Below are 15,404 nucleotides of genomic sequence, written 5' to 3'. Positions count from 1 at the left end.
TGAAATATCCTCACTTTATCCAATCGCGGAAGGGCGAGAGATGGCTTGCAAGCCAGCCGACAGCACCCATGACTGGAGCGCCGATCAATGTTACCGTGTTGATGATCGCACGATGATTGTTCGCACGCTGTTCCAATATGTCCACGCGAGCACTCAGTCTTGTGTGTGCATCAGTTTGAATATCGATGCTCTGAATGAGATTTGCCAGACGCGCGTTGATTGCGATGAGCTGATCGCGTGCTTCCGAGAGCAGCCGCACCGTCTCCCGCATGCTCTGAATGTTGGCCTCGAGAAACCCGAGACGCCCGTGAATATCATCATCGGCCGGAGGCATGTCAGTGCCTCCGCGAGAGCCACGCGGCGGCTGCACTCATGATCGGCATCGCCGGTGCGACCAAGAAGAAGCTCTGAATGATCGACCATTCATAGCTGTCATAAGGCGGTGGGCATTTAGGGATTTCCCATCCAAACTGGAAGGTGGAATCCAGCATCACAGCGCCAAAGTGGATCGCCGCCGGAAGACCGGCCGCAACGATGATGAGCCGGGCACCGATCCAGGTATTCGAAGCCGCCTTGATCTGCGCGTTCTGCGTTTGTGCCTCAAGAAACGCCTTGCCAATGGCAGCATCGCCGCCAATCGCCGCCGTAAAGCCATCAACCTCACTCTTGAGGCTCTGCAATTTCACATCTGACCAGGCGGTGACGATTGGCGAGATGATACCGGAAAAGATTGCGGAGATGATCGAGCCGAACATTCAGGCCGCCTCCCCGCGCCGCGTTGGCACGCCATTGACAATGACAGTCATACCAGCGAGCCGTGTCAGCAGCATCGCAATATTGAGAAGATTGTGGGCCAAGATAACGCCCTGCGGTGACAACCAGATCGACAGATCGAGCTGATCGAGCGTATGGTGAATTTCCGGAATTTCGGTGAGAATATCGGGCACGGCTGAAATGAACAGCGCTACATAGCCGAGAATGATCGTCTTGAGGCCGAGCAGGCGCAGGCGGATACGCGTGATGATCGAATCCCCCGCTTTCTCAATCGCATCAGGAACACCGATTGCCGCCTGATAGGCGCGAATACGCGGCCAGGCATAGATAAACCCGGCAATCCCCACGACGACCAGAAGGAGAAAATTAAACATTGGTGCCTCCCGTTTTAGCTCTGTTTGTCGTCGAAATAATCGTCACAGCCGTTTTGGCTGCGGCATCAAGTGCTTGCGCCCTCGTCTCTTGATTTTTGCGCCGAATGATCAGGATGACGACGCCGACAACGATGAGAAGCAGAAACAGAATTGTCAGCCAGGCCTGTCCGCCAAAAGATTGATGGACAAGCCCGACGCCCGCGCCAGCGGAAGCCGTTGTCGCAATCATTGTCTTAGTGCTCGCAGCCTTGGCGGCTGCCGCGCGCGCTTCAAACGCCAGAACCTCAGGCGCGGTATCGCCAGCCGCCACTTTGATGGCTTCAGCTTCACAAGCGGCAATGCGCTTCCGCCAGCCCTTACCGTAGATTGCGAACGTCCTTAATCCCTCGACAAAGGACAGGCGACGCGCGCAGATACCCTTGATGGTCGCAACGCGATCTGTCCCCGGCACAGCCGATTTCCACTCCAATGCGCGCTTTGTTCCGCTATTCACGCCAGCATCGAACAGGGCGAGATCGACGCCGGGAGGCCTCGTGCCGCAGGCCATCGCATTCCAGTAATTCGCAAGATAGATCGCATTCCGTTCGAGAGTATTCATCTTGAACACGGATTGCGTCGGGCGCCCATTCTGCTTGCGCCATGTATCATAGCTTCCTTGCGTAATACCGTTACGCGTCGCGCCCCCAGGATCGCGCGGATCGTTACTGTCACCACCTTCGTATTGGAGTGTGAATTCGAGACATTCCGAAAATCGGTCAGCCATGAAACCCTCAATAAAAAAGGCCCGCTTGACGCGAGCCTGAAAGGAGATCGGATTGCCTGGTCGTGAGTTCAGAAGGCGGGACGCGTCATCCTGCGATAAAGCGGCGGCGCCGAGCCTCTGCCGCTACGGCGTCCTGCCAAATTGTCAATTCTTCAAGAAACAATGGAAAAAACCGGCTGAGACACCGATACCAATACTTGAGCCAGCGTCTCTAAAAAGAATGATGGGCACCTGTCACGGTCTATACAACAGACATTCGCCCGATACGTTATTATTCACGAGCAATGAGCTCTGTTACTGTCAATACTTTTCAGTTCAATACCAAAGAGAGTGGTACCAGGAGAAGTCCTATATTAGGTCTTTAGCATACCACTGCATTCTCTTTTTGCTCACAGTGATCCGAATTCATATCTTGGTAAGCCCGATGGCCGAATTCGTCAATTTCACGGCGTCGACCGAAACTGCGATACAGTCTTCACGCAAGAGCTTGAACGTGTAAGTATTACAGATGGAAAAGCCCGCTGAAGGATGAGACGCGCGAAGCAAATTCCTCCGAAGCGGCACTTACTTCACCGTTTGATGTCGTGAAAGCGGAAGCGTTTTCGAATCACCGCGTGGTCGTATCCACCGCTTCCATACGCCGCTTAAACGGGTAAAGTGTCGAGACGCGTCAAACGCGAGACGAAAAAGCCGTCAAGACCTGAAAAGCGCGGCTCCTGCGCCTGCAGATGATTTGGAAGCATGCGCAAATCGCCCTGCGGATTGATGATTTCGTTCAATCCGCCGACTTCGGAAGCAAGGATGGGGATGCGACGGAAATCGCCGTGGCGCGCCAGAAAAGCGGCGATCTGGTCTTCCCCCTCCTCCGCTTCGAGCGAGCAGGTGCAATAGATCAGGGTACCACCGGGCTTCAGCAAGGTCGCTGCCTTTTCGAGCAGACGGCTCTGCAAATCGGCAAGCGCGACAATATCCTTCGGCTGTTTGATCCAGGCAATATCCGGGTGGCGGCGAATTGTGCCTGTCGCCGAACAGGGAGCATCCAGCAAAATGGCGTCGAAGGGCGCCATCTCCACGGCCAGGGCATCAGCGATCACGATCTCGGCCTCGAGCTGTAGCCGGGTGAAATTCGCTTCGAGGCGTTTCATACGGGAAGAGGATCGATCAATCGCGACGACTTTCGCTCCACGCGCGGCAAGCTGGGCAGCCTTGCCGCCGGGAGCCGCGCAAAAATCAGCAATACGCGCGCCGGGCGTCATCGCCAAAAGCTGCGCCGGCAAAGCGGCTGCGGCATCCTGCACCCACCACTGGCCTTCCACATAGCCTGGAAGCTCGGAGATCGCCGCATGCGATTCAAGCCGCAGGGAACCCGTCGGCAACAGGCGCGCACCGAGCCGCTGTGCCCAGCCGAGAGGATCCTGCCTTACACTTATGTCAAGCGTCGGCTCGTTACGATGCGCCCGCGCGATTGCCCTGGCCGTGTCCTCGCCATAAGTCTTCTGCCATCGCTCGGCGAGCCAGGGAGGCGTATCCAGCGCCAGTGCGTCGCCTTCATCAAGAATGCGTTGCCGTTCACGAATGAGATTGCGCAGGACTCCATTCACAAGCGGAGCAAAGCCCGCGATCTTGGGATCGAGCCGCGCGGCACGGACCGCAAGATCGACGGAAGCGTGATCGGGGACATCGAGAAACAGGATCTGTGCACCGGCAACCAGAAGAATCCATTCGAGATCGGAAGCCGTCCGCGGAAGGCTCGTCTTCAAAAGTTGCCCGATGGCGGCTCTGATCGTACCGAGCCTCCGCAAGGCGACAGTAACGATCGACCGCGCCAGAGCACGATCACGCGGAGCAAGCCTCGTGAGGAATACGACGCTCGCCTCAGGTGCGAAGAAATCATCCAGCCCCTGCTTTTTCGTCAGGATCGCGCGCAGGACCATGGCAGCCGCCAGCCGGGTTTCAAGCCCCTGGATCTGTTCAGCCGAAGACTGCACAAAAGACCTGTGGCCCGCTCTGCTTCTGCCGCCAGCCTGGCGCCGGTTTGATGGATCTTCCACGCTTCTCTCGTTCCTTGAGGCCGGAGCCCCACTCGCCGCTTGGGTTCAGGAATGGATGTTCAGAATGTCTGTAAACGCATCGAATTATTTCCCAAAGGTGTTTCCTCTCTCCGGCTTGATGCGGCAATAGCCGGAAATGGCGCTTGGCGACCCTTGGACAATCCGATATGTCCTTGCTGATATGTCCTTGAAAATACAAATTTCCAGGATTGGAATTCGAACCCGTCATCGGACGATCCAACAGCCCTGTGAAAGGACCAGACATGAGCTCCGATAAGCCATCCGGACATGAAGCCGAACCGCCGAAAAAAATCCTCTCGGACGCCGCCAAACGGGCATTGGCGGAAGCGGCGGAGAGGCGAGCGCTTCAGGATGCGCAGCGGCAGCCAGTTCCCAAGGAAATCAATGGACGAGATGGCCCCGAACCGGTCCGCTATGGCGATTGGGAAAAAAACGGAATCGCCAGCGATTTTTAGAGCATTTTTGGACGGTTCCGAAACAGTTCTTTCAAGGAGAACAAAAGCTTTTCACGCAATTTGAATCCTCATTCAAACCGTGAAGCCCCCCCCCCGAACACCGCGCTGACAAACGGAAATAAGTCCTTCCTTGCTTCCTGGACGGAAGGACAATGCGGCCAACCCCATATAGTATCAAACTGGGAAGCGGATGCCGTTTTCTGAAAAATTCAACGCGTTGACGGAACCAGTAAGCATCGCTCCCGCATCCGATGAATCGGGTGATGCCCTGCCCGCATTTCCGTCGATTCTGGCGCGAAATTCCTCGCGGAATTTTGTCACGTGAATGCCCTTCCAAAGCTATATCTTTAGATATATAAGCTAGCCAAAGCTTGACGGAAGCAGCAAGCGCATTCTTCATTTCGTGAAGATGCTTCCTTCGAGCGAAGGCAATGAAGGAAGCGAGGAGCATGGGCAGGCTAGCGTACCGCGGAGGGCAGGAATACTTCCGATTTTCGATCTTTACCACGAGCTTTGTGATCTTGTTTCCCTTGGGCTCGGTCGCTCAGACATCATCGGTCAATATCGATCCCATTACCATCGAAGCAACTACGGATAATGGTCCCTTCAGCCGTACCGATCTCAAGCCGGATAGCACAAGCAATCTCGCTCGCGTCGCTCCAAGCAGCCGGCCGCATACAGAAACCTTCACACGTGCGGATATCGAAAACCTGAAGCCTCGGGATATTTACGATCTCTTGAGTCACGCGACCGGCGTCCTGCCAACCTACCAAGGCCGTAAACTCTCCAATAATCTTCAAATTCGTGGCGATTCCAATTACGGTTTCATTATCGACGGCGCCTATATGCCTCTGGCAACAGCAGGCCGTGTCCTGCAGAGCTTGCCTGTCGCAGCCATCGAACAGGTCGATATCATCCGTGACCCAACCGCGCTCACGCTCGGGCCGATGACCAATATCGATTCCGCCTCGGGGGCGCTGAACAGCGGTTTCATCGTCATCCGCACACACAGACCGGCAAGAACCGAAGGTCAATTTCGCGCGCGGGTCGAAAATTTCGGGACCTTTACGAGTTCAGGTTATGCCGGCACCACTTTCATCGACGGACCGAACGAGCCGAGCGCCTATGTCTCCGGTCTGTTGGCCTATCGTAAAAGCAATGGTCCTTCCGGCTATAATGCCTGGAACGACACGCAATCGTCGCAGGTGACGGGCGGTGTCATCAACGGCGGCTTCAGGACCGATTTCTCGATCTTTCAGGATCACGCGCGCTATGGATTCCAGCGTGCGACCGCAGGCGAGAACACCGCGACGCTCGTCGCGCAGCAATGGTCCTACTCGCCGATAGACACATTGGTCGCGACATCGAACTCTCTGTTCACCTGGGACGCGATCAATTCGACCACGCTGGTGCTTTCCTATAATCTTGTCTCCGCCAATAACATCCAGGCGAGCTACAACAATAATACAATTACATCAAATTTTGACAGAACATACATCTTCAATGTCAATATGCGGCACAATGTCAATTTGGGCGATACATTGCTGCAGCTCGGCACACAATATCTCACCTATGATTCACCAAATGGTCAGCTGTTCTACTCCGGCTATGCACATTCCGAATCAATTTTGAGCGGCTACGGTAATCTCGAACACAAGTTTTTCAACGATGCCCTGACACTCGACGCTTCCGCGCGGGTTGATGATCGCACCATCAATCAAGGCATTGATCTTTATAATATGGGAAGCGGCAGCGGAAACAACAGTTCGGGAAGCGGTTCAGGCTCAGGCTCCGGAACAGGTGGAGGCACTGGGGCCGGTAACGGCACGGGCAGCGGAAAAGGAACGAGTTCCAGCTCCGGCACTACGACCTATTCCTATTTCTACAATCGGCAACTGCCGCTGGCACTCAATTATGCGGCTGGCGGTGCGTGGAAAGTCTTGCCGCAATTGCTGGCCACCGCGCGTTATTCTCATACGGAACAGGCCGGATTGCCAATGACCGTGATCACGACCAATGGCACGACACTTAGTCCCGAAACCCAGAACAAATGGGAGGTTGGAATAGACGCGCCGATTGCTCCCTATTTCCAACCGGGTTTCAACTATTTTGACGTTCATGTCGCCAACGACAAGACTCCGACGAGCTACCAGACAATCAACGGCTATCAGACCGCAATTTGGTCGCAATCAGATACGCATCGCAGTGGTTTCGAACTGCTGGCCCATGGCACCGTGCTGCCGACGGATTGGTTCGGAAAGGACTATGCCAATCCAAATGATCTCGGCCCGATGACCTATCGCGCGAGCTGGATGCATCTTGGACAGGCTTCGAGCTCCTCCATCGCCGTCTATGGAGCGACATTGGCGCGCGATATCGTCAATTTCACACTGACACAATCCTGGGACAGTTTCAGTGGTACTGTCGCCCTGAATTATTTTTCACCCTATCTGTCGAATTTCAATTCGGCGGATGGCGGCTATCATCAGGTCGGCGATGCCGTGGTCATCGATCTGAGCTGCAGCTATGGCTTCAAGCTGGGACTCTCTGATACGCGCATATCGGTTTATGGACGCAACATCACCGACAGAAAATATCAAACCGTCTATGGCTATCCAGCCTGGGGCGCCACTTATGGCGGTGAATTGGTGATTTCGTTCTAGAATCCGGGCTGTGCCGACGCATCGCGACAGGTTCCATCGTTCGACATGGCCAACATCCTATCGGGCAGAGCCTTGTGTTCCGCAAAAATGGGGACATGAGCGCATCTGTCCATCACATACACAATTATGGATGATGATGCCGCATGACAAAACTCCTTGCACGCACGTTGATAAGCCTCGTCATTGTGCTTCTCGGCCTTTGCACCACAACACAGGCGCGCACCATCACCGACATGAAAGGCCGCGAGGTCATCGTTCCGGACAAGATCGACAAGGTCTTTTCCGCTTCCTATCCCTTGACGGTGCTGCTCTACGCGCTGGCGCCCGATCTGCTCGCCGCGACCAATTTCCCCATCTCCGAATCCGCCAAGCCTTTTCTCGACCCTTCGCTGCGCGCGCTGCCCGTGCTGGGCGGCATGCCCGGACGCGGCCGTTCGCTCAACCCTGAAGAAGTCATGGCTCTGCATCCAGACGTCATTCTCGCCTGGATCGATCCAATGGGCGATACGGATCGCACGCTACGCCAGTTCAGCGGAACCGGATTGCCTGTCCTCTTCGTTGAAATGAATACGCTTGCCGGTTATCCCGCAGCCTTGCGGTTCCTTGGAACCTTGTTGCACCGTGAAGAACGCGCGGAAAAACTCGCCGCCTATATCGAAGCCGCGCTGGCCGGTGTGAAAGACGCCGTCGGAAGCCTGTCTGCGGATAAGAAAATCCGCGTCTATTATGCGGAATCGCCCGACGGTCTCGCCACGGAATGCGATACATCCTTTCACATCGAGCCCGTCATCCTTGCCGGCGGTGAGGCCGTTCATCATTGCGAGCAGACGACCCATATGGGCATGGACCGTGTCACGCTGGAACAGATCATCGCCGAGCGGCCGGATCTGCTTCTGGTCCAGGATCCCGATTTCGGCCGGGCGGTTGCAGCTGACCCCAACTGGCGGCATGTCGAGGCCGTCCAAAAGGAACATATCACCATCGTGCCGCATTTTCCTTTCAACTGGCTCGACAGGCCGCCGAGCGTCATGCGTGCACTCGGCATCCAATGGCTCGCCCATAGTCTCTATCCGGACCGGCTTCCTTTCGATCGGATAGCGGATACACGTGCATTCCTTCGGCTTTTCTTTGGCAGCGATCCCAGCGATAAAGAGATCGAGCAACTCCTGCATTGAACAAAGCATATTGGAAACACGCATCATGCGTTTGTTGATCGGCATCGACGATACGGACGTGCTGGGCGCGCCGATCGGCACCGGACGCCTTGCCCGCATGTTCGAAAAAAAGCTCCCGGCGGGCGTGCGCCTTTGGGGTGTTTTGCGGCACCAGCTTCTGGTTGATGCCCGCATTCCCTATACATCCCACAACAGCCCGGCCTGCGTCGCCGTCGATCTCGACAATGAGGCGCAAATACCAGACGTCACCCAACGCGCCAGGGAGCATATCAAACTTCTCGCAAGCCCCGGAAGCGATCCAGGCCTCTGTGTGACCGTTCCGGATCATTGCACGCCAGCCGTGATTGCCTTTGGCCTGGCCTGCACGCAGGATATCGTCACACAGCAGCAGGCGCGGACGACGGCCGCCGAGGCAGGCATTCATCTCGAAGGTCTTGGCGGCACCGAGGACGGCGTCATCGGCGCGCTCGCCGCCGTTGCCCTGACAGCTTATGGCTGGTCTGGCCGCTTCCTGGAATTCAACGGTTTGCGCCGCCTGCCCGACCCGGTAAGCGTCGAAGCCCTGATCGCCCATGGGCTGCTTCCAGTAGCACTCGATCAGGATGCCAGCGTTCCGCCCGCGCGTGCGATGATCACCACCAACGGCTGGCTGAGCCCACGCCTGTGGGGCGGCCGCCCCATTGTACCGGTTTCACTCGAAAACGGCTCCTGGACAGCCCCTGGCAAAAAGCCGCGCGACGCCGACATTGCCGAATAACAGCTCAATCATCGGCTCATACCAAATCTCGGAAATCCGACTCTCGGGGGGGCGTGCTTATCGAGATTTGGTATTATTTGCCGAGATGACCCCCGAAATGCCGATTTTTGGATTTCATGATCCTGTGCCAGAAACGAAAATGGTAGTCCCGGCGGAACGCGGTAAGCCCCGCGTGCTTGCTTCAGCCGCCACGAATCTTCTCAGGCCCAGTTCGGTTTTTCCCGGTTCATGAGCGTTTTTCTCGCCTTTTTATGCAATATCCTCTTCAATTTCGCGGTCGGCCTGTTGATCGCGAAATTTCTCGGGCCAGAGGAATATGGCCGTTTCGCTTTGACCCATGCGACGGCTATCGCCGTACAGACTGCTTTCTTCGACTGGATACGACTCGGCGCGACGCGTTTCTATTCACAGAAATCACAGCGCGAAATGCCCGATCTTCGGCCGACGCTGGAAGTCTCCTTCCGCCTGCTCGGATGCGGCATCGGGGTCGGCGGCACGCTTCTGATGCTTTCCGGGATCCGTTTTACCCTCTCCAATTCCTTCATCGCGCTGGCTTTGTTCATTGCCGTCGCCAACGGCCTGTTCGATTACCATGCTGCTCTCGCCCGGGCACGTTTCCAGAACAACCATTATGTCCAGCTGGTCCTGATCAAGAGCCTGCTCGGCGCCGTTCTGATGGGCGGCGCAGCCTTCTGGTACAATTCGGCCATTCTGACCTTGATCGGCGCGGCGCTCAGCCTTTGCGCCGCTGTGCTTGCCGCGCAAGGCGCCTTGCCTCATGACGACATTGATGGCGGTAAGGCGCTACCGCAATTCGCCACCGCCAGCATGGTCGTGCGTTACAGCCTGCCGATCGTCTGCGCCAATCTGCTCTATCTCTCCATTCCTCTCGCCAACCGGTCGCTGATCGCGATTTTGTACGGCTTTTCGGAGACCGGCCAATTTTCTCTCGCCTTCGATTTCGGCGCCAAGGCGATCCAGGCGATCGGTTCGGCACTCGATGTGGTTCTGTTCCAGATTGCGGTCGCAGCCCATGAATTGCTCGGCCCGCATCGTGGACGTCAGCGCCTAGCCACCAATATTGCCATCATTTTTTCGGTGGTTCTCGCCTCCTGCACAGGCCTCTGGCTCACGCTTCCATCGATTGAGACCATTCTTGTGCCGGCGGAATTTCGCGGCCCGTTTGCCCTGCTTCTACCGTTGATGCTGACGGGCTTGTTCTGTTCGGCGCTCATTCAATTCGCCATCACCCCGATCTTCCAGATCGAGAAACGTACGATGCCACTCATCGCCGCGGCGGTGATCGCCTGTATCGTCGATCCGATTCTCGTCTATGTCCTGCCGCGCAATCCGGATGCATCGAGTCTGGCCATCGCTCAAGCTGGAGCGATGCTGGCAGCCATGGTCTCTCTCGTCTGTTTCGCCGGTGTCACACGGCCACAATGGCCACATTGGCGCGATGTCCTCATTGCCCTGCTCGCCACCGGCCTCATGGCCAGCGTCCTTTTGCCATTGCGCGGCCGCGAACCAGGTCTTACGACCCTCGCATTACAGACTTGTCTGGGGCTCGCCGTCTTTGCTGTGGTGACGCTGGGCTTCGATTTTGCGGGGCTCCGCGGCATCATCAAAGCCCGTATACGCGCATAGGCACGCGTAGAGATTTCCCGGTAGAATAGAATTAATGCCCAGTCTCAATGAGCATGACTCATTGAGACTGATCCCCGCGACTGCGGGGCGGCGGCTTTCCGCCGAACCTCACTGATCCCAACAGGTTGGGATCAGTGAGACTTGGTATAATACGGTACACTCTTGCAAATCCCCGGGATGGAATGATTTGCAAGAACACGACCCGAATTCCATTGGGGGTTCGGGTACAGGCGCTTATCCAAAGCACGAGGGATTTTGCATGAGTTCTTATTGGCTAGGCTTGGCCGGCGGCCTTTTCATCGGACTTGCAGCCGCCCTGCTGTTGCTGCTCAACGGGCGCATCGCGGGCATCAGCGGCATTCTCGGACGCCTGCTGGCTGGGGACCAACTGCCCACCAATGGCGCCTTCATTCTCGGACTGATTCTCGGGCCGGTGCTGTACACCATGGTTTTCGGCCATCCGCCTGTAATCACGATTACCGCCCCTTGGCCGCTTCTGATCGCCGCCGGGCTTCTGGTCGGTTTTGGCACCCGCCTTGGCTCCGGCTGCACGAGCGGCCATGGCGTGCTGGGGCTCGCGCGCCTATCACCGCGCTCCTTCGCCGCCGTCGTCACCTTCCTTGTCGCGGGCGTCATCACCGTCACCCTTTTGAGAAAGTTCAGCCTATGAATAATCAGATCATACGGATCGCGACCGCCCTCCTATGTGGCCTCATCTTCGGTTTCGGGCTGTCACTTTCGGGCATGCTCAATCCGGTGCGCGTCCAGGGTTTTCTCGACATTTTCGGCGCCTGGGATCCGACGCTTGCCTTCGTTCTCGGGGGGGCCGTTGTCGTCGCCTTTTGCGGTGTGACGCTCGCAAAGCGCATGCAGCATCCAGTCTTTGAATGGACCTTCTATTTACCGACGAGCAAGCGAATCGACAGCCCGCTGATCATCGGCTCCGCACTCTTCGGAATCGGCTGGGGTCTCGCCGGCTTCTGCCCTGGCCCGGCCATCGCGTCGCTGTCGCAGGGCCTCTGGCAGACAGCGCTCTTCGTTCTTGCCATGGTCACCGGCATGGTGCTGCATGACCGATTCTTCAAGAAAGGTTAGCTGTTTAGTCCCGGCATAGGATGGAGAACGATTTCGGATTGATCCGACACGTTCTCGGCTGCAGCGGCACTAACGCAATCGCATTGGTGATCAAGGCCGCTGCCGCTGCAGCAACCTTTCGAGGTTTTCAGATGTATTTATTGAATAAGCTATTTAAAGCCGCCTTGATTTTGAATTTCATAGGCTTTGCCTGGGCGGTCATCGTTCTGATTTTCGCTTATAGTTTTGAAAAGATAAAACGCGGTCGCAATACCTTTTATAGCGATCGGACCGGCATGTATTGCAGCACGCGCTGCCGCAGCTGTTACCTTGAGCATTCCTACATGAGGGAAGTGATATAATTGCCCTCGGCCACGAAGGCGGGCCTGCGTCATGCGCCTGGCTCACGGCCGGAGGTGCCGAGGTAGTTTCTGAAGCTGATGGGGTAAGCCGCTGCTATCCCTGGTAGGCGGTGACGGGCTCGAACCGCCGACCCTCTCGGTGTAAACGAGATGCTCTACCAACTGAGCTAACCGCCCTCCTGCCCGATGGCCTCTGGCCCCGGAGCCATTCCTCCATCCCATAAGCCTCGTCGCTGTGTCAATGGCAGAAAATCGAAGCCTCGATTCCGCTCAACATGCAGGTGCAGGAAATCGATGTGCACGGCAGATTTTTCCACTTGGGGGCAGAGGTCATCCTTCCACACCGCACGATCGCGCCAGTCCTCCCGCATCTGACGATGCGCCTCAACGGAAATGGTCTTCCTCGACGATTGCCGAACGCCTTCCCATCGCAAGGAGAATCCCTTTACTATTCACACGCTCCAGCTTTCGTATCGGGAAGGATGAACCCCTATGTCACAATCATTGGCCCGCTTCCTGTTCCTGTTTGGCCTGCTCCCCACCGTCATGACGACACCCGTGGTGGAAGCCTGCACGCGCGCGGTCTTTCTTGGGGAGGACGGCAATGTCGTCACGGCGCGATCGATGGATTGGAAGACCGATGTCGGCACCAATCTGTGGATTTTTCCCCGGGGCATGAAACGCAGCGGTGAGGCGGGATTGAACTCCCTCCAATGGACCTCGAAATATGGCAGTGTCATTGCCTCCGGCTTCGATGTCTCGACGACGGACGGGCTCAATGAGGCAGGGCTGTCGGCCAATCTGCTCTGGCTCGTCGAATCCGAATATCCGGCCTTCGACAAGACGAAACCGGGTCTCAGCATTGCTGCCTGGGCGCAATATGTTCTCGACAATTACGCCACGGTTTCCGAGGCCGTGGATGCGCTCTCGAAGGAGCCGTTTATGATCGCCACGGCGAATGTGCCGGGCGAAACGCGTCTTGCCACTGTGCATCTGTCGATTTCGGACGCCAAAGGTGACAGCGCCATCATCGAATATGTCAAAGGCAAGCAGGTCATTCACCATGATCGCAAATATCAGGTCATGACCAATTCGCCGCTCTTCGAACAGCAATTGGCGCTGGATTCCTATTGGCAGCAGATCGGTGGCACAATCATGCTGCCGGGCACCAACAGAGCCTCCGACCGCTTCGCCCGCGCCTCTTTCTACATCAACGCCATCCCCAAGGATGCGTCACCGAACAAGACCATCGCCAGCGTCTTCGGCGTCATTCGTAATGTATCCGTCCCCTATGGGCTGAATACAGCCGAGGAACCCAATATTTCCTCGACACGGTGGCGGACCGTCGCCGACCAGAAGCGCAAACTGTATTTCTTTGAATCCGCACTCACGCCAAACATTTTCTGGGTCGATCTGAAGGCAATCGACTTTTCGGCGGAGACAGGAAAAGTGCGCAAGCTCGATCTCGGACCGGAACAGACCAATATCTATTCCGGCAATGCCACGGACAGTTTCAAGGAGGCGAAGCCATTCGCCTTCCTGGGTGTTCACTGATCATCCGCGCTTCGTAAGCTCCACGACATAGAATCCATCGGTGCCGCTCGTCCTCGGCGTGAGCCGCAGCCCCGGCCCAAGCGCCGAGGCGAATGGGGCGAGCGCCGGAAGTTCAGCCTCACGCACCATGTCATCAACCGGCCTTGCCGTGTAATCCTCATGCTCGCGGAGGAAATCGACGATTCTACCTTCGTTTTCTTCCGCGAGGACAGAACAGGTTGCATAGATGATGCGGCCGCCGGGTTTCACATAAGCCGCCGCCGTCGCCAGCGTTTCATCCTGCTGCTTGATCCGTTCTTCGAGCGCGCCCGGCCGGATGCGCCATTTGGCGTCGGGATTACGCCGCCATGTGCCTGTTCCCGTGCATGGCGCATCGACAAACACGAGATCGCAGCGCCCTTTCAGATCGTCGAGCGGTGCGATCCTGCCGCGCGGCGCACGCACCTGCACGTTGCGGACATTTGCGCGCGTGAGACGCGCATGGATCGGTGCCAATCTGCGGCCATCATTATCGCTCGCATAGATCTGGCCCTTGTTGTTCATCGCCGCCGCCATGGCGAGCGTCTTTCCGCCGCCGCCAGCGCAGAGATCGAGCACTTGCTCTCCAGCGCGTGCATGCGCGAGCAGCGCGGCGAGCTGCGAGCCTTCATCCTGCACTTCGACAAGGCCCTTGACGTAGGCCGTCTCTGCGGTGAGCGCCGCGGCCCTGCCATCCGGAAGAAGCGGCAGGCGCAACCCGACGGAAGAAAAAGGCGTCGGCTCCGCCTTCAGATGCGCCAGTGACTTCAGCGCCTTGGCGCGATCACCCTTGAGGAGATTCACGCGCAGATCAAGCGGAGCGCGAGCGGCGAGCGCCTCACCCTCGGCTGCGGCATCGGTACCGAAAACCTTGAGGAAGGACGGTTCGAGCCATTGCGGATAATCGCCCCTGATCGGATCCGGTGCTGGCGCAAGCAGGGTATCGCGATAGCGCTGCCGTTCATCCTCGCTCAAAGGCTGCGGCGCATGGCCCTCACCGTTGAACAGATTCTCGACAGCTTCGAGCGCCAATCCATGCACAAGCCGAAGCGAGCCAAGCAATAAGGCTCGCGGCGTATCCTCGCCCATGATCCACGCCGCGGAGGCTTTGCGGCGCAGAACATCATAGACGAGGCCGGAAATGGCGGCACGGTCCTTCGAACCGGCGAAACGATGGGCATGCCCCCAATCCTTGATGGCATCGGCGGCGGGGCGGCGGCGGGTTTCGATATCGGCAAGAATCTCTATCGCGGCGCTGTAACGGGCAGCTTGAATCATCAAATCTCAATGGGTGGGGAGAGGAACAGACGCGCCGCGAACAGAATCCACATCATCAAGAGAAACATTCCGCCGAGCGCGAACCAGGAGCCGCGCAACGGCAGTTTGTTGGAGGTCGTATGCACATAAGCATGCAGCAGGCGGCAGACGACGAAACCCCATTCCAGCACGACGAACGAGAGATCCGCCTTGCGGGCGATGAGGACAAGAGGGACCAGCGCAAAAAACAGCACCGGCATCTGGAATTGATTGTTATAGGCATTGCCTATCTGCCGCGAGAGCGGCGGATAGGGCTCCTGTTCGCCGAGCGCCACATCGCCAAGCCGTACCTTGCCGCTGCGAAACAGCCGCCGCCGGTCGACGACCATCCAGAACAACAGGAAGGTCGTCAATCCGAACTGGACGAAAACCGGCAGGAGAACGGCTTGCAACGACATT

Annotated in this window: 17 protein-coding genes and 1 tRNA gene; 8 read left to right on the top strand and 10 right to left on the bottom strand. The window is 57.1% G+C overall.

Annotated elements, in window-relative coordinates; genetic code table 11:
• Nucleotides 1-10: 10 nt before the first annotated feature.
• From DL88_RS05290 to DL88_RS05270, 5 genes are all read right to left on the bottom strand, one after another.
• Complete coding sequence (locus DL88_RS05290; protein ID WP_034992869.1) at nt 11-334, bottom strand: hypothetical protein; 324 nt, start codon at nt 332-334, stop codon at nt 11-13.
• Nucleotide 335: 1 nt separating this feature from the next.
• Nucleotides 336-755 carry a hypothetical protein gene (locus DL88_RS05285; protein ID WP_051955616.1) on the bottom strand — a complete coding sequence of 140 codons (420 nt, stop codon included), beginning with the start codon at nt 753-755 and terminating at the stop codon, nt 336-338.
• Entirely contained in the window at nt 756-1,148 is a 393-nt protein-coding gene (locus DL88_RS05280; protein ID WP_034992867.1) for a hypothetical protein, read from the bottom strand. It abuts the gene before it with no gap.
• Entirely contained in the window at nt 1,141-1,911 is a 771-nt protein-coding gene (locus DL88_RS19235) for a glycosyl hydrolase 108 family protein (protein WP_051955615.1), read from the bottom strand. Before DL88_RS19235 ends, DL88_RS05280 begins: the two co-directional genes overlap by 8 nt.
• A 644-nt stretch (nt 1,912-2,555) precedes the next feature.
• Nucleotides 2,556-3,899 carry an RsmB/NOP family class I SAM-dependent RNA methyltransferase gene (locus DL88_RS05270; RefSeq protein WP_034992865.1) on the bottom strand — a complete coding sequence of 448 codons (1,344 nt, stop codon included), beginning with the start codon at nt 3,897-3,899 and terminating at the stop codon, nt 2,556-2,558.
• Between the two features lie 326 nt (nt 3,900-4,225).
• Here DL88_RS05270 and DL88_RS05265 point away from each other — a divergent pair, with 326 nt between their 5' ends.
• Complete coding sequence (locus tag DL88_RS05265) at nt 4,226-4,438, top strand: DUF1674 domain-containing protein (protein WP_034992863.1); 213 nt, start codon at nt 4,226-4,228, stop codon at nt 4,436-4,438.
• A gap of 174 nt (nt 4,439-4,612) precedes the next feature.
• Here DL88_RS05265 and DL88_RS20655 read toward each other — a convergent pair whose 3' ends face one another.
• On the bottom strand, nt 4,613-4,759 hold the full coding sequence (locus DL88_RS20655; RefSeq protein ID WP_210165267.1) for a hypothetical protein: 147 nt from the start codon (nt 4,757-4,759) through the stop codon (nt 4,613-4,615).
• Nucleotides 4,760-4,959: 200 nt separating this feature from the next.
• Between DL88_RS20655 and DL88_RS05260 the strand changes: the two genes are divergently transcribed.
• The 6 genes from DL88_RS05260 to DL88_RS05235 all read left to right on the top strand — a co-directional run bounded on the left by DL88_RS05260 (nt 4,960) and on the right by DL88_RS05235 (nt 11,775).
• Nucleotides 4,960-7,101 (top strand): TonB-dependent receptor plug domain-containing protein, encoded by a 2,142-nt coding sequence (locus tag DL88_RS05260; RefSeq protein ID WP_169741540.1) that lies wholly within the window; start codon nt 4,960-4,962, stop codon nt 7,099-7,101.
• A 143-nt stretch (nt 7,102-7,244) separates the two neighbouring features.
• Nucleotides 7,245-8,276: an ABC transporter substrate-binding protein gene (locus tag DL88_RS05255; RefSeq protein ID WP_034992859.1), complete on the top strand. Its 1,032-nt coding sequence runs from the start codon at nt 7,245-7,247 to the stop codon at nt 8,274-8,276.
• Nucleotides 8,277-8,301: 25 nt separating this feature from the next.
• Complete coding sequence (locus tag DL88_RS05250) at nt 8,302-9,033, top strand: hypothetical protein (protein ID WP_034992856.1); 732 nt, start codon at nt 8,302-8,304, stop codon at nt 9,031-9,033.
• A 228-nt stretch (nt 9,034-9,261) separates the two neighbouring features.
• Nucleotides 9,262-10,680, top strand: coding sequence for a lipopolysaccharide biosynthesis protein (locus tag DL88_RS05245; RefSeq protein ID WP_034992853.1), 1,419 nt, complete (start codon nt 9,262-9,264; stop codon nt 10,678-10,680).
• Between the two features lie 259 nt (nt 10,681-10,939).
• A complete protein-coding gene (locus tag DL88_RS05240) occupies nt 10,940-11,350 on the top strand; it encodes a YeeE/YedE family protein (protein WP_034992851.1) in 411 nt (136 codons plus the stop codon).
• Nucleotides 11,347-11,775, top strand: coding sequence for a YeeE/YedE family protein (locus DL88_RS05235; RefSeq protein WP_034992850.1), 429 nt, complete (start codon nt 11,347-11,349; stop codon nt 11,773-11,775). The genes DL88_RS05240 and DL88_RS05235 overlap by 4 nt, the downstream gene beginning before the upstream one ends.
• 149 nt (nt 11,776-11,924) lie before the next feature.
• Here the strand turns inward: DL88_RS05235 and DL88_RS20145 are convergent, their stop codons facing one another.
• Together DL88_RS20145 and DL88_RS05225 are read right to left on the bottom strand one after the other, a co-directional pair.
• The gene (locus tag DL88_RS20145; RefSeq protein WP_156970944.1) at nt 11,925-12,149 is read right to left on the bottom strand and encodes a hypothetical protein; all 225 of its coding nucleotides are present in this window, start codon (nt 12,147-12,149) and stop codon (nt 11,925-11,927) included.
• Nucleotides 12,150-12,217: 68 nt separating this feature from the next.
• A tRNA-Val gene (locus tag DL88_RS05225) sits at nt 12,218-12,293 on the bottom strand.
• A gap of 369 nt (nt 12,294-12,662) precedes the next feature.
• Between DL88_RS05225 and DL88_RS05220 the strand changes: the two genes are divergently transcribed.
• Nucleotides 12,663-13,670, top strand: a complete 1,008-nt coding sequence (locus DL88_RS05220) for a linear amide C-N hydrolase (RefSeq protein ID WP_156970953.1) — start codon at nt 12,663-12,665, stop codon at nt 13,668-13,670.
• Here the strand turns inward: DL88_RS05220 and DL88_RS05215 are convergent, their stop codons facing one another.
• Together DL88_RS05215 and DL88_RS05210 are read right to left on the bottom strand one after the other, a co-directional pair.
• Nucleotides 13,671-14,966 carry an RsmB/NOP family class I SAM-dependent RNA methyltransferase gene (locus DL88_RS05215; protein ID WP_034992845.1) on the bottom strand — a complete coding sequence of 432 codons (1,296 nt, stop codon included), beginning with the start codon at nt 14,964-14,966 and terminating at the stop codon, nt 13,671-13,673.
• Entirely contained in the window at nt 14,966-15,403 is a 438-nt protein-coding gene (locus DL88_RS05210) for an MAPEG family protein (protein ID WP_034992844.1), read from the bottom strand. Before DL88_RS05210 ends, DL88_RS05215 begins: the two co-directional genes overlap by 1 nt.
• Nucleotide 15,404 lies beyond the last annotated feature (1 nt).

This window comes from Beijerinckia mobilis (assembly GCF_000745425.1).
Lineage (GTDB): Bacteria > Pseudomonadota > Alphaproteobacteria > Rhizobiales > Beijerinckiaceae > Beijerinckia > Beijerinckia mobilis.
Note: the sequence above shows the minus strand (reverse complement) of the source record. Positions and strands in the feature narration are given on the sequence as shown.